Origin of the sequence: Sphingopyxis sp. GC21 (genome assembly GCF_025727575.1) — a bacterium.
In the GTDB taxonomy this organism is placed as follows: Bacteria; Pseudomonadota; Alphaproteobacteria; order Sphingomonadales; family Sphingomonadaceae; genus Sphingopyxis; species Sphingopyxis terrae_A.
Genome location: NZ_CP095845.1, coordinates 1,091,907 through 1,110,758 on the forward strand (window position 1 = coordinate 1,091,907; position 18,852 = coordinate 1,110,758).

Consider the following 18,852-nt stretch of genomic DNA (forward strand, 5'->3'; position numbering starts at 1 on the left):
GGCTGCTTTGCCGGTCAGAGCGTCGCGTCGTCGTCGGCGGGCGAGTGGAATTCGTGCCACAAGCCGTTCAATATGCCGAAGCCGACCGCGAGGCCGAGGCCGAGTACCCAGGTAAAATACCACATGGCGTGTTCCTCCGGTCAGTAGAAATCGAGGTTGGTGCGAACGTCGTCGAGCGTGACGCGACCGAACAACACCTTGAGCACCCACGCCGTGTAGGCGAGGACGATGGGCAGGAAGATCAGGGTCACGACGAGCATGATCCACAAGGTGAGGTGGCTCGACGAGGCATTCCAGACCATCAGGCTCGAATGCGGGTCGATCGAGCTGGGCAGGATGAAAGGGAACATCGACAGGCCGACCGTCGAGATGATCCCGACCACCGCGAGCGCCGAGCCGACGAAGAGCAGGCTCTGCTTGCGCCCGGCGATCGCGACATAGGCGAGGATCGGGCCCAGGAAGCCGAGGATCGGCGCGAGCAGCATCCACGGGTGGCGCCCATAATTGTCGAGCCATGCGCCCGCCGCCGGGACTGACGTTGCCCACAGCGGGTTCGAGGGGCCGGCGGGATCGAGTTCGCCCTCCAGCCGGTAGCCAATGTTCGTCGTGGCGACCATCGCGCCGCCGATTGCGAACAGCGCGATGACGAGCAGCGCGGCGATCTTGCCCCAGCGGCGCGCCCGGTCCATCACGACGCCGTCTTCGGCCTTGAGCGCGAGCCAGCCGGCGCCGTGCAGCACGACCATCGCCACCGACAGCAGGCCGGTGAGCAAGGTGAAGGGCGAAAAGAGGCCGAGCAGCGAGCCTTCGTAAAAGGCGCGCAGGTCGCTATCGAGGCGGAAGGGTGCGCCCAGAAGGACGTTGCCGACCGCGACCCCGAACACCAGTGCGGGGACGAAACCGCCGACGAACAGCGCCCAATCCCAGCGGCTGCGCCAGGCGGGATCGTCGTGCTTCGAGCGATATTTGAATGCCACGGGGCGCAGGATCAGCGCCGCGAGGACAAGGAATATCGCGAGATAGAAGCCCGAAAAGCTGATCGCATAGACAAAGGGCCATGCGGCGAAGATCGCGCCGCCGCCTAGGATCAGCCAAACCTGATGCCCCTCCCAAGTCGGGGCGATGCTGTTGATTGCCAGCCGCCGTTCCTCGTCGGTCCGCGCGATGAAGGGCAGCAGCGCGGCGACGCCGAGGTCGTAGCCGTCGGTGAGCGTGAAGCCGATCAGCAGCACGCCGAGAAGCAGCCACCAGATCAGGCGGAGCGTTTCATAGTCGAAGGGAATCGCCATCGTCTGATCCTCCTTATTCGGCCGGCAGCGGGGTATAGCCCGCGTCGGTGGGTTCGATGCCCGAGGCAAGGTCGCGGCCGCGCTTGGACTCGGGGCCCTTGCGGATCGCCGCGAGCATCAGCCGCACCTCGATGAAAGCGAGCGCGCTGTAGAGCAGGGTGAAGGCCGCGATGGTCGTCCAGACCTGCGCCACCGTCAGGCTCGATGCGCCGAGGAAGGTCGGCAGCACGCCCTCGATCGCCCATGGCTGGCGGCCATATTCGGCGAGCACCCAGCCCATTTCGGCGGCCAGCCACGGCAGCGGCATGATGATCACCGCGGCGCGCAGGAACCACTTCACATCGAAGCGCCGCACCGTCGCATAATAGAAGGCGAGGGCGAAGAAGCCGATGAAGAAGAAGCCGAGCCCCGCCATGAAGCGGAACAGCCAGAAGGTGACCGGGACGTTGGGCACCGTGTCCCACGCCGCCTGCATGACCTGGTCGGCGGTCGCGTTGCGCGGATCGGGGACATAACGCTTGAGCAGCATCGCATAGCCGAGGTTGCTGCGGTTCGCCTCGAAGATCGCGCGCGCGGTTGCGTTGGTGCGATCGGCCTTCAGATCCTCGAGCGCGCCATAGGCGAGCTTGCCGCTTTCGATGCGTTCCTGCGCGTGGAGGACCAGTTCGTTGATCCCCTGGACCTGCCCGGTCAGGCTGCGCGTCGAAATCAGGCCGAGGACATAGGGTATCTTGATTTCATAGCGCGTCTCGCGGTCCTTGACCGACGGCAGGCCGAAGAGCGTGAGCCCGGCGGGCGCCATTTCGGTGTGCCACATTGCCTCGATCGCGGCGAGTTTCATCTTCTGATGATCGGTGAGCGCATAGCCCGATTCGTCGCCGAGGACGACCACCGACAGCGAGGAGGCGAGGCCGAAGGCCGCGGCGACGGTCAGCGAGCGCTTCGCGAGCGCGGTGTAACGGCCGCGGAGCAGATACCAGGCCGAAATGCCGAGAACGAAGACCGAGGCGGTGACATAGCCGGCGCTGACCGTGTGGACGAACTTCGCCTGCGCGACGGGGTTGAACAGCACCGAATAAAAGTCGACGACTTCCATGCGCATCGTGTCGGGATTGAAGCGCGACCCGACCGGATTCTGCATCCAGCCGTTGGCGATCAGAATCCAAAGCGCCGAAAGATTGGAACCCAGCGCGACGAGGAAGGTGACGAGGAGATGGAGCTGCTTGGACAATTTGTCCCAGCCGAAGAACATCAGCCCGACGAAGGTCGCCTCGAGGAAAAAGGCCATGAGCCCCTCGATCGCGAGCGGCGCGCCGAAGATGTCGCCGACATAGTGCGAATAATAGGACCAGTTCATCCCGAATTCGAACTCCATCGTCAGGCCGGTCGCGACCCCGAGGACGAAGTTGATCCCGAACAGGCGGGCCCAGAAACGCGTGATGGTACGCCAGATTTCCCTTTCGGTGATGACATAGATGCTCTCCATGATCACCAGCATGAAGGAAAGCCCCAGCGTCAGCGGAACGAAGAGGAAATGGTACATCGCCGTAAGGGCGAATTGCAGGCGGGATAATTCGACTACGGCCAGGTCCATGGCGCCACTCCTGAACAGCGACTCGGCGGGGTGCCGCACGGCTTGCGGCATCGTCATTTAATGAATATGGGAATGTGTGAATATTAGAAAAATGTCAAGTAGAGATAACGCCACATCTGCAGCACCCGCCGCCAGCCGCGGTGCCTTGGCCGCTTGGCTTGGCGATGCCGTTGCCGCGGTGCTCTTCGCGCTCGCGCTCGCGCAATTGCTGGCGCTCCACGTCGCGCGCGACCTTCGCGGCGGCGGAGGGGGCGACGCGGGATTCGGCATTGCGGGCTGGGCGTGGATGCTGCTGCTGATTGGCGCGGCGCTGGCACGCGGCGCTTTGCAGGGCGGCGCCTTTGCGATCGGCCTGCGCCACGCCGCGCGCTTTGCCGCCGAGCTGCGCGCGCGCGTCGCGCCCGCGCTCATGGTGAGCGCGGCGGGGCGCGGACGCCTGATCGGTGAAGATGCCGAACTAGCGGTGACCGCGATCGACCGCATCGAGCCCTATGTTGCGCGTTTCCTGCCGCTGCGCCGCGCCGCGATGCTTTCGCCGCTGCTGATCGCGCTGGCGGCGCTGCTCGCAAGCAGTGTCGCCGCGGCGATCCTGTTCGGCACGCTGTTGCCCTTCGCGATCGGTATGGCGCTCGCCGGCAGCGCCGCGGCGCGGGCGAGCGAGGCGCAATTGGGGGCGCTGTCGCGGCTCGGCGGCTTGTTCGTCGACCGGGTTCGCGCGCTGCCGCTGATCCTCTCCTATGGCGCCGAGGATCGCGTCACGCGTCAGATCGGCGGGGCGGCGCGCGATCTGGCGGAACGGACGCTGGGCGTGCTGCGCATCGCCTTTGCATCGAGCGCGATCCTCGAATTTTTCAGCGCGCTCGCGGTCGCGCTCGTCGCGGTTTATTGTGGCTTTTCGCTGCTCGGCCTGCTGCCCTTTCGCGCGCCCGAAAGCCTCGACTTCGCCGAAGCCTTTTACGTTCTTGCGCTCGCGCCCGAATTTTATCTCGGCATGCGCCGCCTGGCCGCGGCCTATCACGACAAGCAGCAAGGCGAAGCGGCGCTGGCGGCGCTTGCCGCCGCGGAGGCACCGATCGCCGATCACGCAGTCGCACCGCCGTTACCCGGCGCACCGGCGGCTCTTGTCGTCGATGCGTGGGTTGTTCGGCACCCCGAAGGCGCGGCGATCGGACCGATCAGCGCGCGCTGGATCGGCCCCGGCCTTCACCTGATCGTCGGGCCGAGCGGATCGGGCAAGACCAGCCTCCTCCGCGCGTTGATCGGGCAGGTGTCCGTCGAGTCGGGGCGCCTTTACGCCGACGATGCCGCGGTCGACCCACGCGCGCTCGCCTCGCTGTGCGGCTGGGCGGGTCAGCGGCCCTTGCTGTTGCCCGGGAGTCTCCGCGCCAATCTGCTCGTAGGAGAGGCGAAGGCGCGCGATGCTGCGATCATTGCCGAACTCGACGTGCTCGGTCTTTCGGCGCTGATTACCGCGCGTGGCGGCGGGATCGACTGGGTTGTCGATGACCGCGGCAGCGGGTTGTCGGGCGGCGAACGGCGACGGATCGGGCTGGCGCGCGCGCTGCTGTCGCCCCGCCCGCTGCTGCTGCTCGACGAGCCGACTGCCGACCTCGACGCCGCGAGTGCGGCGCGCGTCGTCGCGGTGTTGCAGGCCGCTGCGACGACCCGGACGATCGTCGCGGCGACGCACGATCCGGCGCTGATCGCCGCGGCGGACAGCGTGGTGGAAATCGGATGATCGCGGCATTGCTCCGATCCGCGCGCGCGGGCCAGCGCCGCGCGGTGTTGCTCGGCATGGCGGCAGCTGCAGTCGCTGCGCTGTCGGCGATCGGCCTGCTCGCGGTGTCGGGCTGGTTCCTGACCGGTGCGGCGATTGCCGGCCTGACCGGCGCGGCGGCGGTCAAGGCGTTCAATTATCTGGTGCCCAGCGCCGCCATCCGCGGGCTGGCGATCTTGCGCACGCTGTCGCGCTATGGCGAGCGGCTGTTCAGCCATCAGGCGATGCTGTTTGCCCTTGCCGAGGTGCGTGCCGTGCTGTTTGCGCGGTTGATCGCGGCACCGCCGGCGACGGCGCTTCTCCACAATCGCGGCGATGTCACGGCGCGGCTTGGTGGCGACGTCGAAACGCTGGAGGAGGCACTGCTGCGCACGACGCTGGTACCGTCGGGCATCGCAACGCTCGCGGGGACGATGCTGTTGATGGCACTCGCGGGCTGGGCTGCTGCAGCGGCCTTGCTGGGCGCAGCGGGGGCAAGTTTTGCAGTCGCGCGCCGGATCGGGCGCGACCGGATCGCCCCGGCGCTCGACGCCGAAAGCGCAGCGCTCGGTGCGCTCAAGCGATGCTATGTCGAACTGGCGGCCGGGGGCGACGATATTGCGGTCTATGGGCTTGCCGCCGACGTGCGAGCGGCAATCGCGGCGGCCGAAGCGCCGCTCCACCGCGCCCGCGCGGCGATGGCCGGCGCCGACACGCTGGTGTCGATCGTGCATTGGGGGCTGACCGGTGCGGCGGTGGCCGCGATCGTCGCGCTGTCGCCCGCTAGCGCCCCGGTTGTCGCGCTCGCAGCGCTTGCTGCGACCGCTGCTATGGAGATCGTCGGCGGCCTCGCCCGGCTCGACATTCAACGCTGGAAGAGCCGCGGTGCGCGCGCGCGGCTCGATGCGATGTTTCCGGACGTCGCCGCCCCGGCGAGCGATGGTGCGCCGGCGCAGCCGATCGTCGAACTGGCGGTCGCGGGCGCCCTGTACCGCATTGTTCCGGGCGACCGCGTTCTGCTCGCCGGGCGGTCGGGGAGCGGCAAGACGCGGTTGCTCGAAACGCTGACGGGGCTGCGCGACGATGCGCCCGAAGATGTGCGGATCGGCGGATTGCTTGCGGTAGGCTTGCCGCTCGCGGCGCGGCGGTCGCTGTTCGCGCTCGCGGCGCAGGACGCGGCGATGATCGCGGGCAGCGTGGCCGACAATCTGTCGCTCGCACGGCCGGGCATCACGCGCGACGAGATGCAGGCGGCGCTGACCGTTGCCTGCCTTGACGATGTCGTTGCGCAATTGCCCGGTGGGCTCGACTGCCGGCTGGGCGACGACGGCGCGCGGCTGTCGGGCGGACAGCGCAAGCGGCTGTCGCTGGCGCGAGCGCTGCTGGCGCAGCGGCCGTTCCTGCTGCTCGACGAACCGAGCGAAGGGCTCGACGGGGCGACCGAAGCGCGGCTGATCGTGCGACTGGGCGACTGGCTTGCGGAGGCGGGAAGCGGGTTGATCCTCGTCAGCCACCGCCCCGCAATGCGGGCGCTTGCCACGCGGCAGATCGAGATGGACGGCGATCCCGGCTAGCGCCAGGATCCTAGCGCAAGATTCTCGCGAAATGGGCGGCGCTGGCGGAGGCGTCGCGGGTGCTCGTCGTCGCGGCGGGACTGACGCCGAACTGGTCGGCGAACGCGCGGACGGGCGCGAGCGCTTCGGGTTTCAGGCGGTAGAAAATCTGCTTCGCCTCGCGCCGCGTTTCGACGATCCGCGCGTTGCGCAGCACGCCGAGTTGCTGGCTGAGCAGCGGCTGGCCGATGCCGGTCGCGCTTTCGATCTGCCCCACAGCAAGTTCCTGATCGCGCACGGCGAAGATCAGCTTGAGCCGCACCGGATGCGCCAGGACGCGCAGCAGTTCGACCAGATCGTCGTCGATGAGCGCCTCACCGGTCATTGCGCCCTGGCATCCTTCGCGAGCGTGTAGAACCAGCCGGTCGGATTGTCGGCCGCGAGCACGCCTTCGGTGGCGAGTTCGGGCGGGACGAGGAGGTCGTCGCCGGGCTGCCAACCCGCGGGCGTCATCGCCGACCCGTCGCTCGTGCGCTGGAGCGCCGCGACGGTGCGCACCATCTCGTCGACCGAGCGGCCGACGGTCAGCGGATAGATGGTCAGCGCACGGACGACGCCGTCGGGATCGATGAAAAAGGCCGCGCGCACCGTCGCGGCGCTGAAGGACTGGGCGTCGACCATGCCGAAAGCGTGCGCGATTTCGAGCGAGGGGTCCTCGACGATCGGAAAGGGGATGGCGACGCCCAAGTCGTCGCGCAGCGCGCGGATCCACGCGAGATGCGAAAAAAGGCTGTCGACCGAATGGGCGAGCAGCGCGCAATCGAGCGCGGCAAAGCGGTCGGCGGCACGTGCGATGGCCAGAAACTCGCTGGTGCAGACAGGGGTGAAATCGCCTGGGTGCGAAAAGAAGAGCAGCCACCGGCCGCGATAATCGCTGAGCCGCACCGGTCCGGCGGTGCTGCGCGCGATGAAATCGGGCGCGGTGTCGCCGATGCGGATCGGGCGCGCAGCGGGCCGGTTGTCGCTGTTGTCGGGCATCGGGATTCCTCTGGGAGCTTCCTCTCGCTCGACAGCGATCATATATAATTCATAATATCGTGTAAATGTGATATGCGCTCAGCCGAGCATGGCCCCGGCGCTGTGGTAGAGCATATAGGCGGCCACGACGAGAACGAGCAGCGCGAACAGCGTGTTGAGCCGTCCAGTTCTGGCCGACAGGCGCTGCGCACCCTTGAGCCCCAGCCAGCTTCCCAGCGCGCCGCCCGCGATGAACAGCCCGGCAAGCTGCCAGTCGACGAGGCCCGACCAGGCATAGTTGGCGGCGGTGGTGAGCCCGAAGGCGGTTACCGCGACCAGCGAGGTGCCGACCGCGTTGATCATCGGCATTCCCGTCGCGGCGACGATGCCGGGGACGATCAGAAAGCCGCCGCCGATGCCGAAAAAGCCGCTGAACGCTCCGCTGCCGAGGCCGTAGCCGAGCAGGCGCGGCGCATTTTCCCGGCTGATCCGCACCGCGGGATCGCCGATCTGGCCGCGCTTGCGCAGCATGATGACCGCGATGACGACCATCAGCAGCGCGAAGAGAAAGAGCAGCTTGGCGCCGTCGAAGCTCTTGCCGAGGGTCGATCCGGCGAAGGCGCCGACGATTCCGGCGCCGGCGAAGGTCAGCCCGCACGGCCAGCGCACATTGCCAGCGCGCGCATGGTTGGTCAGCCCAACCGCCGCATTGGCGGCGACGGCGAGTGCTGCGGTCCCGATCGCGACATGCGGCTGCGGCACCCCGACGAGATAGACCATCAGCGGCACCGCAAGGATCGACCCGCCGCCGCCGACGAGCCCGAGCGTGAAGCCGACGAGCACGCCGGAGAGCGCGCCGAGGATCATCTGGGCGAGGCTGATCGTCATGGGATCGGTCATCGCGCGCGCTATCCTACAGCTTATCGAGCGGCAGCTTCAGATATCGGGTGCCGTTCGCTTCAGGTTCGGGGAAATGACCCGCGCGCATATTGACCTGGATCGACGGGAGGATCAGCCGCGGCATCGACAGCGTCTTGTCGCGCGCCTCGCGCATCGCGACGAACTGATCTTCGTCCACGCCTTCGTGGACATGAACGTTGGCGGTGCGCTCGGCCGCGATCGTCGTTTCCCAAGCAAAGCTGTCGCGGTCCGGCGCCTTGTAATCGTGGCAGAGGAACAGCCGCGTTTCGCCGGGAAGCGACAGCAAGCGCTGGATCGAGCGATAGAGGGTGCGCGCATCGCCGCCGGGAAAGTCGGCGCGCGCGGTGCCATAGTCGGGCATGAACAAGGTATCGCCGGTGAACAGCGCATCGCCGATGATCCACACCATGCACGCCGGCGTGTGGCCGGGGGTGTGGAGGACCATCCCCTCGATCTCGCCGAGCATGAAGCGCTCGCCGTCGGCCATCAGCCGGTCGAACTGCGAGCCGTCGCGCGCGAAGCGCTCATCTTCGTTGAAAATGGCGCCGAACACCGTCTGCACCGTTTCGATATGCCGACCGATGACGATCTGGCCGCCGAGCTTCGCTTGCAGATAGGGGGCAGCGGAGAGGTGGTCGGCATGGGCGTGGGTTTCGATCTGCCATTCGACGGTCAGCCCTTCGCGGCGGACATAATCGACGATCGCGTCGGCCGACGCATGGCCGGTGCGGCCCGAAGGCTGGTCGAAATCGAGTACCGAGTCGATGATTGCCGCCTTGCGCGTCGCGGGGTCGTGGACGACGTGCGTCGCGGTGAAGGTAGGTTCGTCGAAGAAGCTTTTGACGACGGGGATAAGGCCGGTTGCCCGCGCCTTGTCGATCAGCGCGGCGGCGGAATCGCGGTGAAGGTCGTCCATGCGATCATTCCTTCGTTTAAAATATTAGATAAAACTAATATAGTGAGGCGGCGCCGTTTGTCCAGTGGAGGAGGAGGCCTATTCGATACCGCAGAGCAGGCGGAGGCGCCACGCCGCGGTCTGCACCGATGCCTGCGCTTCGGCGAGCCGCGCGGTCGCGGCGATCGCTTCGCGTTCGGCATCGAGCTCGGCGAGCGGGGGGCGGGCGCCCGAGCGCACTTCGAGGCGGGTGCCGCGTAGCGCCTCGCGCGCCGCGGCGTCGCCATCGCGCGCGGCATCGAGCGCGCGTTCGGCGCTGTCGAGCCCGCTCCACGCCTCGATCACCGCCTGGGTGACGTCGTCGCGCGCCTGACGCAGCCGCGCTTCGCTGGCCGAGAGTTTCGATTGCGCCTCGCGGACGCGCGCGCTGCCCGCGCCGCTGTCGAAGAAGGTCCAGCGCCCGCGCAGCCCGACGGTGACACTGTCGGCGCGATAGTCGGGGAAAAATTGGTCGCGGATCCGCGCGCCCTCGGCAAAGACGCCGAGCTGCGGGCGGTTGGTCGCCTTGGCGGCGCGCACTCCCGCGGCGGCGCCGTCGACGCCGGCATCGGCCTGCGCGAGCAGGACATTCGCGGCGACGGCGGCCTCGACCGCTTCGCCGAGCGTCGCGGGAACCTCGGGGCGCGGGGGCAGGGGGGCGAGATCGCCGACAGGCTTGCCGGTCAGCCGCTCGAGGCGGGCGAGCGCGGCGGTGAGGCGGCCCTGGGCCTGGACAAGACCGGCCTGTCCCTCGGCGCGGCGTGCTTTCGCCTGGGCGACCTCGCTGCTCGTCGCATCGCCGACGTCGTAGCGCAGGCCGGTATGACGAACGATCTCGCCCAGCGCATCGACTAGCTTGCCATAGCTCGCGACAAGATCGCGCGCGGTGAGCACTTCGGCATAGGCGCCGACAGTCGCGAGGGTCAGATTCTGGCGCGCCATATCCTTGCCAAGCGTCGCAGCGCGGCTGCCCGCTGCGGCCTGATCGATCGCGGCGCTGATCCGTCCACCGGCGTAGAGCGGGTATTCGCCGACCAGTTGCACGGCGCTGGGGGTCACGTTTTGCGCGGTTAGACCGAAATAGCCGCCAGGGTCGAGCCGGCCGGTGCCGACGCTGCCCTCGACACTGGCGGTGGGACCGGCGGCGGCGCGCGCCTGCGCGAGCCGCGCAGCGGCGGCATCGGCATCGGCTGCCGCCGCTTCGAGCGCGGGCGAGTGCGCGCGCGCGTCGGCGATGGCGGTCGCCAGATCCTGCGCCGCCGCGGGGTGCGGCAGCGCGAGCGCGGCAAGGCATGCCGCCGTCAGCAGGGTCGCGGCGCGCTTCACTTAAAGGCGGCTCCCTGCCGCACGCCGAGACGCTTGAAAATGGCCGCCGCGGGACAGAAGCCGGTGAAGCTTGCCTGGATCATGTTGAGCCCCGCAAAGGCGGCGAGTCCGATCCACCAAGGATGGACGAACCAGGCGAGCAGCACGCTCGTCAGCACGACGAGGCCCGCGAAGCGCAAAACGGCACGATCGAGGTTCATGGGTCTTCCTTTCGTCAGAAGCGGAGTTTTTTGATCCCGAGCGCATGCATCGCGAGCTTTTCGTAAAAGGGCTCGCTCTCGCCCTTGCGGACCTTGCGCAGGAAATATTTTTCGAAGCCGATCTTCGCGAGATGGACCCACTTGCCTGACGACGACCAGTTGAGGTTGCGTGGCGGGATCTGTGGCTGCGCGACAAAGGCGACGCCGCCGTCGCCGAAGTCGGCGAGGCAGACGGCGTTCCACGTCGCCTCATGCTTCGGTGGCTGACCGGCGAGTTCGAGTTTCAGATTCTGCGCGATCGCGGTGACCATCGATTCGATCATGAAGCCCGTCTTGGGCACGCCCACCGGGACCGGGGTCGGGCCGACCGGCGGAATCGCGACGCAGACGCCGAGCGAATAGATGTTGGCGAAGGTCGGATTGCGCTGATGCTTGTCGGCGATGATGAAGCCGCGCGGATTGGTCAGTCCTTCGATGCCGAAGACGGCATCGACGCCGCGAAAGGCGGGCAGCAGCATCGAATAGCCGAAGGGCAGGTCGTGCTTGGCCTTGACGCTGCCGTCCTCGGCGACTTCCTCGACATGCGCCATGCCGGCCTCGAAGCTGGTGACGCGCGCATTGGTGATCCATTTGATGTGACGGTTGCGCAGCTCGCTTTCGAGCAGGCTCTTGGTATCGCCGACGCCATCGAGGCCGAGATGGCCGATATAGGGTTCGGCGGTGACGAAGGTCATCGGCACCCGGTCGCGCAGCTTGCGGCGCTTGAGTTCGGTGTCGAGGATCAGCGCGAATTCATAGGCCGGCCCATAACAGGAGGCGCCCTGTGCGGCGCCGACGACGATCGGCCCCGGATTTTCGCAGAAGCGGTCGAAGGCATCGGCCGCGGCGGCGGCATGATCGGTGGCGCATACCGATACGGTGTTCGCCTCCGGCCCGAAGCCCTCGATCTCGTCGAAGGCGAGTTTCGGCCCGGTTGCGATGACCAGATAATCATAATCGATGAAGGCGCCGTCGTTCAGTTCGACCCGATTTTCCTTGGGGTGGACGCGCTTCGCGCCGACCGCGGTGAAATCGATGCCCTTGCGCTTCATGACGGGGGGCAGGTGAACGCAGATCGCTTCGGGTTCGCGCCAGCGGACCGCGACCCAGGGGTTGGAGGGGACGAACCAGTAATTTTCCTGGTCGGAAATCACCATCACCTCGGCCTTGCCCTTGGAAACCTCCCGTATTTCGTAAGCGGCAATGGTGCCCCCGAGTCCGGCGCCCAGAACGACGATCCGCGGTAACGACATGCTTTCTCTCCTTGTTCCGGCGCTGGCTGGCTCCGGCTTTTTCAAATGGTTCGGTGTGCGGCCAGTTCGGTGAGTCGGACCCGATTGCTGTCGGCATAATATTAGATATTGCGAATATTACAACTAAGTAATATTATCAGTGTCGAAATCTGGCCGCGCCGGTTAGCGTGCCGGTCAACCGAGGAGTTTCGTCATGCTGAGCCTATTCCGCAAACCGCGCCATAAGGAGATTCCCGCACAGCAGCTTGCGGCTTTGCTTGACCAAAAGCGTGCGATTCTGGTCGATGTCCGCGAATCGGACGAATTCGCGAGCGGCCATGTCGCGGGCGCGCTGTCGATGCCGCTGTCGCGGTTTCAGGCAAGCGCGCTTCCGGCGGGCGACAAGCCGGTCATCCTGACCTGCGCCGCGGGTCGCCGTTCGGCGATGGCGCTCGACAAGGCGGCGGCGGGGCGGCCCGACATCGACACCCATCTTGCGGGCGGCATGGGCGCCTGGCGCGCGGCCGGCCTGCCGGTCGTGACGGGGAATTGACGATGCGCCCATCATCCCTGCTCACCTCTGCGCTGCTCAGCGCCGCCCTGTTTGCGGCATCGCTGTCGCTCGCCGGCTGTGGCGGCGAGACGACTGCGCCCGCCGAAAAGAGCGCGGCCGTGACGGGCGAAAGGCTGGCGTTGCAGCCGGTGACGATCACCGACTGGAAGGATGTTGGCGCGCTGGTAACGAGCGTCGATATGGCCGACGCCCGCGCGCGTATTCCCGGCATCCTCGACAGTCTGAGTGTTCGCGAAGGCGACATGGTGCGCAAGGGACAGGTGATCGGCCGCGTCGTCGACAGCCGCCTCGGCTATGAAGGCGCGGCCTATGGCGCGCAGACGGCGGCGGCCCAGGCGCAGGCTGCACAGGCCGATGCCGAGCTGGAGCGCGTGCGCTACCTCCATGCCAATGGCGTCTATGCGCAGGCGCGGCTCGATCAGGCCGAAGCGCAGGCGCGTGCGGCGCGGGCACAGGTTTCGGCGGCGCGGGCGCAGCAATCGGCGGTCGGTGCGGTCGCCGGACAGGGCGCGGTGGTCGCCCCCTCGACAGGGCGCGTGCTGATCGCGCAGGTTCCGGCGGGTTCGGCGGTCGCGCCCGGCACGTCGATCGCGACGATCACCTCGGGACCGATGGTCCTGCGCCTCGAACTGCCCGAAACCTTGGCCGACAAGGTTCATGTCGGAAGCGCGGTGCTGGCGACGGGGCTTTCGGACGACAAGGGCGCGGCACCGCCGCGCGCCGGCGTCGGCCGCGTCTATCCCGCGGTCAGCGGCGGGCAGATGTCGGCCGACGTTCCGATCCCCGGACTTGCCAGCACGATGGTCGGTCGCCGCGTCGCGGCGCGCGTTGCGGTCGGCGAGCGGCAGGCGCTCGTCGTTCCGCGCCGCTTCGTCGAAACCAGCTATGGCATCGACTATGTGACGATCATCGTCGGCAAGGATGCGACGTCGCGGGTGCCGGTCCAGATCGCGCCGACCGACGATCCGGCGCGGGTCGAGATATTGTCGGGCGCGGGCAAGGGCGACACGCTGATCGCGGTGGCGCGCGGGGCGGCAGGCAAATGAGCCTGGGCCTGTCGGGGCGGCTGACGCGCGCGACGATCCGCAGTCCGCTGACGCCGCTGATGCTGCTCGCCGCCATAATGGTGGGGCTGCTCGCGATCATGACGATCCCGCGCGAGGAGGAGCCACAGATCAGCGTGCCGATGGTCGACCTGATGGTCGCCGCGCCCGGCCTGTCCGCGAGCGATGCAGTCGAGCTGATCGGCAAGCCGCTGGAGACGATCGTCAAGAGCGTCGACGGCGTCGAACATGTTTATACCCAGGCCGAAGACGACGGGGTGATGGTCACCGCGCGCTTCCTGGTCGGGTCCGATCCCGACGACGCCGCCATCCGTATCAACGAGCGGCTGTCGGCGAATATGGACAAGCTGCCGCAGGGCATCCAGCCGCCGCAGGTGACGGTGCGCGGGATCGGCGATGTGCCGATCGTGGTGCTGACGCTGTCGCCCAAGGCCGGCGCGCGCGGCGACTGGAACGAGCAGGCGCTGCGGTCGCTCGCCGCCCGGTTGCGGACCGAGGTTGCGAAGGTCGACAATGTCGGCCTGACCTTCATCACCGGCGGACAGGAGGAACAGCTTCGCGTCGTTCCCGATCCGGCGAGACTCGCCGCGCATGGCGTCTCGCTCGGCGCGCTGATGGACGCGGTGGGACAGGCAAACCGCAGCTTCCCGCTCGGAACGGTGCGCGAAGGCGGCGCGGCGACCGCCGTCGTTGCCGGACAGACGGTCCGCAGCGCCGAGCAACTGGCGACGATCACGGTGCGCGCCGCCAACGGCAATCCCGTCTATCTGCGCGATGTCGCGACGGTCACGCAGGGGCCGGGTGAGGATCAGGCGCGAGCATGGCGCTGGGCCAAGGGCGCGGGCGATCGCTGGTCGATGGCGCCCGCGGTCAGCCTGGCCATCGCGAAGCGTTCGGGGGCCAATGCCGTCAATGTTTCGGACGCTGTGGTCGCGCGGGTCGAGGCGCTGCGCGGCAGCCTGATCCCGCCGGGCGTCGAGGTCGCGGTGACGCGCAATTATGGCGAAAGCGCCAATGAAAAGGCGAACGAGCTGATCTTCCACCTCGGACTCGCGACGGTGTCGATCGTCATTCTGATCGGCTTCGCGATCGGCTGGCGCGAGGCGGGGGTGACGGCAGTGGTCATCCCGACCACGATCCTGCTCACCATGTTCGCGTCGAACATCATGGGCTTCACGATCAACCGCGTCAGCCTGTTCGCGCTGATCTTTTCGATCGGCATCCTGGTCGATGACGCGATCGTGATGATCGAGAATATCGCGCGCCACTGGGCGATGGCCGACGGGCGCAGCCGGATCGACGCGACGGTCGATGCGGTCGCCGAGGTCGGCAATCCGACGATCATCGCGACGCTGACCGTCGTCGCGGCGCTGCTTCCCATGCTGTTCGTATCGGGACTGATGGGCCCCTATATGGCGCCGATCCCGATCAACGCCTCGGCGGCGATGCTCTTTTCCTTCTTCGTCGCGGTGATCATCGCGCCGTGGCTGATGGTGCGCTTTGCGCGCGATACGCTGGCGCAGGGCGCGCACGACCATGCGGGCGGGGGCAAGCTCGGCGCGCTCTATGGCCGCGTCGCCATCCGCGTGATCCGCGATCGCAAGAGCGCGCGCAATTTCCTGATTGCCGTCGGCGCCGCGACGCTCGTCGCCTGCTCGATGTTCTATTTCAAGGCGGTGACGGTGAAGCTGCTGCCCTTCGACAACAAGTCGGAGGTGCAGCTTGTCCTCGACATGCCCGAGGGCACGTCGCTCGAGACGACGGGGCGCACGCTCGACGCCGCCGCGGCGGTGGTGCGGCAGATTCCCGAGGCGCGGTCGATGGAAGCCTATGCGGGCACCTCGGCGCCGTTCAATTTCAACGGCCTCGTGCGGCACTATTTCCTGCGCAATCGGCCCGAGATGGGCGATTTGATGGTGACGCTGACGCCCAAGGGCGAGCGCGACCGGTCGAGCCACGCCATTGCGCTCGATCTGCGCCAGCGGCTGAAGAAAGCGCTGCCGCTGCCCGCCGGTGAGTCGATCAAGGTCGTCGAAACCCCGCCGGGACCGCCGGTGCTCGCGACGCTGCTCGCCGAAATATATGGTCCCGACGAAGCGACGCGGCGCAAGACCGCCGCGCAGGTCGAGGCGCTGTTCCGCACCGTCCCCTATGTCGTGGATGTCGACAACAGCTTCGGCGTCCCGCGCCCCCGCCTGCGGCTGATACCCGATCGGGCGCAGATGGACGCCTATGGCATTTCGGAGCGCCAGCTTTTCGACAGTATCGGCGCGCTGCTGGGCGGGCAGACCGTCGGCTATGCGCCGCGCGGCGACGGGCGCGATCCGCTGCCGATCCGCATCGCGCTCGATCAGTCGCAGCGCAGCTGGAGCGCCGACCTTGCCGCGACGCCGGTTGCGACGATGGGACCGGGCGGGCGGCTCGTCCAGCTCGGCGAGATCGTCGATGCGCGCGAGGAGGCAGGATCACCCGCGCTGTTCCGCCGCAACGGCCGCGCCGCCGATATGGTCACCGCCGAACTGGCGGGCGAATATGAAGCGCCCATCTATGGCATCTTCGCGGTCGACGATGCGATCGAGGCGTTCGACTGGAAGGCGCACGGGATGGAAAAGCCGGTGGTCCGCTTCAACGGTCAGCCCGACGATGAACAGGTGCCGACCCTGCTGTGGGACGGCGAGTGGGAGATCACCTGGGTGACCTTCCGCGACATGGGCGCCGCCTTCATGGTTGCGCTCCTGGGCATCTATGTCCTGGTCGTCGGGCAGTTCCGCAATTTCAAGATTCCGCTCGTCATCCTGACGCCGATCCCGCTGACGCTCGTCGGTATCGTGCTGGGGCATATGCTGTTCGGCGCGCCCTTTACTGCGACGTCGATGATCGGCTTCATCGCGCTGGCCGGGATTATCGTCCGCAATTCGATCCTGCTGGTCGACTTCATCAACCATGCGAAGGGCGAGGGCAAACCGCTGCGCGATACGCTGCTCGAAGCGGGGATGATCCGCTTCAAGCCGATCGTGCTGACGGCGGCGGCGGCGATGATCGGGGCGGCGACGATCCTGACCGACCCGATCTTTCAGGGCCTTGCGATTTCGCTGCTCTTCGGACTCGCCTCCTCGACACTGCTCACCGTGCTCGTTATTCCCGCGATTTACATCGTCCTGCGCGACGATGGCCGTGAAGGAACTCTCTCCCCATGACCAAGCCGACCGACCTTTCGATCCTGAAACGCGATGCGCGCGAGATGGCCGACTATTTGAAGCTGCTCGCGCATCCCGAGCGGCTGCTGATGCTGTGCCAGATGGACGAGCGCGAAGTGTCGGTCGGCGAACTCACCGAACTCAGCGGGCTGTCGCAATCGGCCGTGTCGCAGCATCTGGCGCGCTTTCGCGACCAGGGCATCGTGTCGGCGCGCGGCGAGGCGCAGACGCGCTATTACAGCCTGTCCGACGCCAAGATGCAGCGCATCATCGCGGCGCTGTGCGAGGCATGTCACGGGCACGAAGCGGCTTAACACTTGACCCGGAGCCGCCGCCGCGCTTGGAGCGCCGACGTGTTCCGGATACGCAAAACCCGTCTGCTGATCGCCGCCGCGCGGCAACGCCGGCGGCTGCGCGAGAGCGAAGCCGCGTTCATCCTGCTCGCCGCGCTGGCGGGGCTGGCGGCTGGGGTGCTGACCAACATCCAGCAATTTCTGGCGCATGGCATACAGCAGCTTCTTTACGGCGTCACGATCAACCGGCTGAGCGCGCTCGGTGAGATCCATCATCCGTGGAAGCTGATCGCGCTGCCCATCGGCGGCCTTCTGCTCGTCCTGCTCGCGCGCGGCCTGCGCAACCGCAAGCGCATGCCCGTCGACGTGGTCGAGGCGAACGCGCTGCACGGCGGACGCATTCCCTTTGCCGACAATCTGGTGATCGCGTCGCAGACGATTATCTCGAACGGTGCTGGCGCGTCGGTGGGGCTCGAAGCCGCCTATGCGCAGATGGGCGGCGGCTTCGCCTCGCAGCTCGGCCAGTGGTTCGCACTGCGCCGCAACGATCTGCGCACGCTGGTCGGCGCCGGGGCGGGCGGGGCGATCGGCGCGGCCTTCGGCGCCCCGCTGACCGGCGCCTTCTATGCGTTCGAGATCGTCATCGGCAACTATACCCCCGCCGCGATCGCCCCGGTGATGGTCGCGGCGCTGTCGGCCGTGTTCGTCAGCCGCGCGCTCGGCGTCGATCCCTATCTGATCGCGACGACCGTCGACCGCGCTTTTTCGACCGCCGACTATCTTGCCTATGCGTTGCTCGGGCTGGTTGCCGCGCTGTTCGGCATCCTCATCATGCGGCTCGTCACCTTCGCCGAAATTCGCGTTCAGGGATGGCAAAGGATCGCAGGCTGGCGGCCACTGATCGGCGGCTTGCTGCTGATCCCCTTGGCGCTGGTGTCGCCGCAGACGCTGTCGGCGGGGCATGGCGCGCTGCACCTTGATCTGGTGCTCCGCCCGGCGCTGTCCTTCCTCGCCATCGTGCTGCTGCTCAAGATCGCGGCGTCGGTCGTGTCGCTCAGCTTCGGCTTTCGCGGCGGGCTGTTCTTTGCCTCGCTGTTCCTGGGGTCGCTGATCGGACAGATCTTTGCGGGACTCGTCAACATGAGCCCCCTCGGCATCGCACTCGATCCCAATGACGCGGCGCTGGTCGGCATGGCGGCGCTCAGCGTCTCGGTCGTTGGCGGGCCGATGACGCTCGCGGTGCTGATGCTCGAGACGACGCATGATTTCGCGCTGATGGGCGTGGTGCTGACCGCGACGCTGGTGTCGAGCGCGCTGACGCGCGAATGGTTCGGCTACAGCTTCTCGACCTGGCGCCTGCATTTGCGCGGCTCGAAGATCCGCAGTCCGCGCGACATTGGCCGGTTGCTGACGCTCACCGCCGGACGGATCATGCGCACCGACTGGACCGCCGTCCCCGCCGCCATGACCGTCGCCGATTTCCGCCTGCGCGTGCCGCTCGGTTCGACGGCCAAGGCCGTACTCACCGATGGCGAGGGCCGCTATGGCGGGATCGTCGTCACAGCCGCGGCCTATCATCCCGACATTGCGGGCGACGCCCCGATCGCCAGCCTTGCGACGCTCACCGACGACACGCTGCACCCCGCAACCGGGGTCGAGGCGATGATCGCAGCCTTCGATGCCGCCTGGGCCGATGAACTCGCGGTGGTCGACGATGGCGGAAAGGTGATCGGCGTCGTCACCGAAAAACATGCACGGCGCCGCTATTTCGAGGCGCTCGAAGAGGCGCAGCGCGACCTGTTCGGAGAAAGCTGAAAAATTTGCGCCGGCGGATGGGGCCGCCGGTGCACCTCCCTAAGGGGG

General features: G+C 67.3%; 17 protein-coding genes. 7 read left to right on the plus strand and 10 right to left on the minus strand.

The window, feature by feature from the left end:
* Nucleotides 1-14: 14 nt before the first annotated feature.
* Genes cydX through MU856_RS05225 form a run of 3 tightly spaced genes read right to left on the minus strand, consistent with a single transcriptional unit; the run spans nucleotide 15 to nucleotide 2,883 of the window.
* Nucleotides 15-125 carry a cytochrome bd-I oxidase subunit CydX gene (gene cydX / locus MU856_RS05215; RefSeq protein WP_003044383.1) on the minus strand — a complete coding sequence of 37 codons (111 nt, stop codon included), beginning with the start codon at nucleotides 123-125 and terminating at the stop codon, nucleotides 15-17.
* Between the two features lie 15 nt (nucleotides 126-140).
* A complete protein-coding gene (gene cydB / locus MU856_RS05220; RefSeq protein WP_263588521.1) occupies nucleotides 141-1,289 on the minus strand; it encodes a cytochrome d ubiquinol oxidase subunit II in 1,149 nt (382 codons plus the stop codon).
* Nucleotides 1,290-1,302: 13 nt separating this feature from the next.
* A complete protein-coding gene (locus MU856_RS05225; protein WP_062903186.1) occupies nucleotides 1,303-2,883 on the minus strand; it encodes a cytochrome ubiquinol oxidase subunit I in 1,581 nt (526 codons plus the stop codon).
* Between the two features lie 91 nt (nucleotides 2,884-2,974).
* On the opposite strand from MU856_RS05225, the gene MU856_RS05230 reads away from it, so the two are divergent.
* The gene (locus MU856_RS05230; RefSeq protein WP_412072816.1) at nucleotides 2,975-4,621 is read left to right on the plus strand and encodes an ATP-binding cassette domain-containing protein; all 1,647 of its coding nucleotides are present in this window, start codon (nucleotides 2,975-2,977) and stop codon (nucleotides 4,619-4,621) included.
* Nucleotides 4,618-6,213, plus strand: coding sequence for an amino acid ABC transporter ATP-binding/permease protein (locus MU856_RS05235; protein WP_217373332.1), 1,596 nt, complete (start codon nucleotides 4,618-4,620; stop codon nucleotides 6,211-6,213). The genes MU856_RS05230 and MU856_RS05235 overlap by 4 nt, the downstream gene beginning before the upstream one ends.
* 10 nt (nucleotides 6,214-6,223) lie before the next feature.
* On the opposite strand, the gene MU856_RS05240 is transcribed toward MU856_RS05235, so the two are convergent.
* The 7 genes from MU856_RS05240 to MU856_RS05270 all read right to left on the minus strand — a co-directional run bounded on the left by MU856_RS05240 (nucleotide 6,224) and on the right by MU856_RS05270 (nucleotide 11,882).
* Complete coding sequence (locus tag MU856_RS05240; RefSeq protein ID WP_062902280.1) at nucleotides 6,224-6,577, minus strand: ArsR/SmtB family transcription factor; 354 nt, start codon at nucleotides 6,575-6,577, stop codon at nucleotides 6,224-6,226.
* Complete coding sequence (locus tag MU856_RS05245; protein ID WP_217373333.1) at nucleotides 6,574-7,230, minus strand: peroxiredoxin; 657 nt, start codon at nucleotides 7,228-7,230, stop codon at nucleotides 6,574-6,576. Before MU856_RS05245 ends, MU856_RS05240 begins: the two co-directional genes overlap by 4 nt.
* 78 nt (nucleotides 7,231-7,308) lie before the next feature.
* Nucleotides 7,309-8,109, minus strand: coding sequence for a sulfite exporter TauE/SafE family protein (locus MU856_RS05250; RefSeq protein WP_412072817.1), 801 nt, complete (start codon nucleotides 8,107-8,109; stop codon nucleotides 7,309-7,311).
* Between the two features lie 13 nt (nucleotides 8,110-8,122).
* Entirely contained in the window at nucleotides 8,123-9,046 is a 924-nt protein-coding gene (locus tag MU856_RS05255) for an MBL fold metallo-hydrolase (RefSeq protein ID WP_062902282.1), read from the minus strand.
* 78 nt (nucleotides 9,047-9,124) lie between these two features.
* Nucleotides 9,125-10,390: a TolC family protein gene (locus tag MU856_RS05260; protein ID WP_263588523.1), complete on the minus strand. Its 1,266-nt coding sequence runs from the start codon at nucleotides 10,388-10,390 to the stop codon at nucleotides 9,125-9,127.
* The gene (locus tag MU856_RS05265; protein WP_058811342.1) at nucleotides 10,387-10,590 is read right to left on the minus strand and encodes a DUF2892 domain-containing protein; all 204 of its coding nucleotides are present in this window, start codon (nucleotides 10,588-10,590) and stop codon (nucleotides 10,387-10,389) included. Before MU856_RS05265 ends, MU856_RS05260 begins: the two co-directional genes overlap by 4 nt.
* Before the next feature lie 14 nt (nucleotides 10,591-10,604).
* Nucleotides 10,605-11,882 carry an NAD(P)/FAD-dependent oxidoreductase gene (locus tag MU856_RS05270; protein WP_263588524.1) on the minus strand — a complete coding sequence of 426 codons (1,278 nt, stop codon included), beginning with the start codon at nucleotides 11,880-11,882 and terminating at the stop codon, nucleotides 10,605-10,607.
* Between the two features lie 193 nt (nucleotides 11,883-12,075).
* Between MU856_RS05270 and MU856_RS05275 the strand changes: the two genes are divergently transcribed.
* From MU856_RS05275 to MU856_RS05295, 5 genes are read left to right on the plus strand one after another with little or no spacing between them, the layout of a single operon-like run.
* Nucleotides 12,076-12,414, plus strand: a complete 339-nt coding sequence (locus tag MU856_RS05275; RefSeq protein ID WP_062902285.1) for a rhodanese-like domain-containing protein — start codon at nucleotides 12,076-12,078, stop codon at nucleotides 12,412-12,414.
* Nucleotides 12,415-12,416: 2 nt separating this feature from the next.
* Nucleotides 12,417-13,481 (plus strand): efflux RND transporter periplasmic adaptor subunit, encoded by a 1,065-nt coding sequence (locus tag MU856_RS05280; RefSeq protein WP_263588525.1) that lies wholly within the window; start codon nucleotides 12,417-12,419, stop codon nucleotides 13,479-13,481.
* Complete coding sequence (locus MU856_RS05285) at nucleotides 13,478-16,696, plus strand: efflux RND transporter permease subunit (protein ID WP_263588526.1); 3,219 nt, start codon at nucleotides 13,478-13,480, stop codon at nucleotides 16,694-16,696. The genes MU856_RS05280 and MU856_RS05285 overlap by 4 nt, the downstream gene beginning before the upstream one ends.
* Entirely contained in the window at nucleotides 16,693-17,010 is a 318-nt protein-coding gene (locus MU856_RS05290) for an ArsR/SmtB family transcription factor (protein WP_062766819.1), read from the plus strand. Before MU856_RS05285 ends, MU856_RS05290 begins: the two co-directional genes overlap by 4 nt.
* A gap of 39 nt (nucleotides 17,011-17,049) precedes the next feature.
* A complete protein-coding gene (locus tag MU856_RS05295) occupies nucleotides 17,050-18,804 on the plus strand; it encodes a chloride channel protein (protein WP_263588527.1) in 1,755 nt (584 codons plus the stop codon).
* The last annotated feature ends 48 nt before the right edge of the window (nucleotides 18,805-18,852 follow it).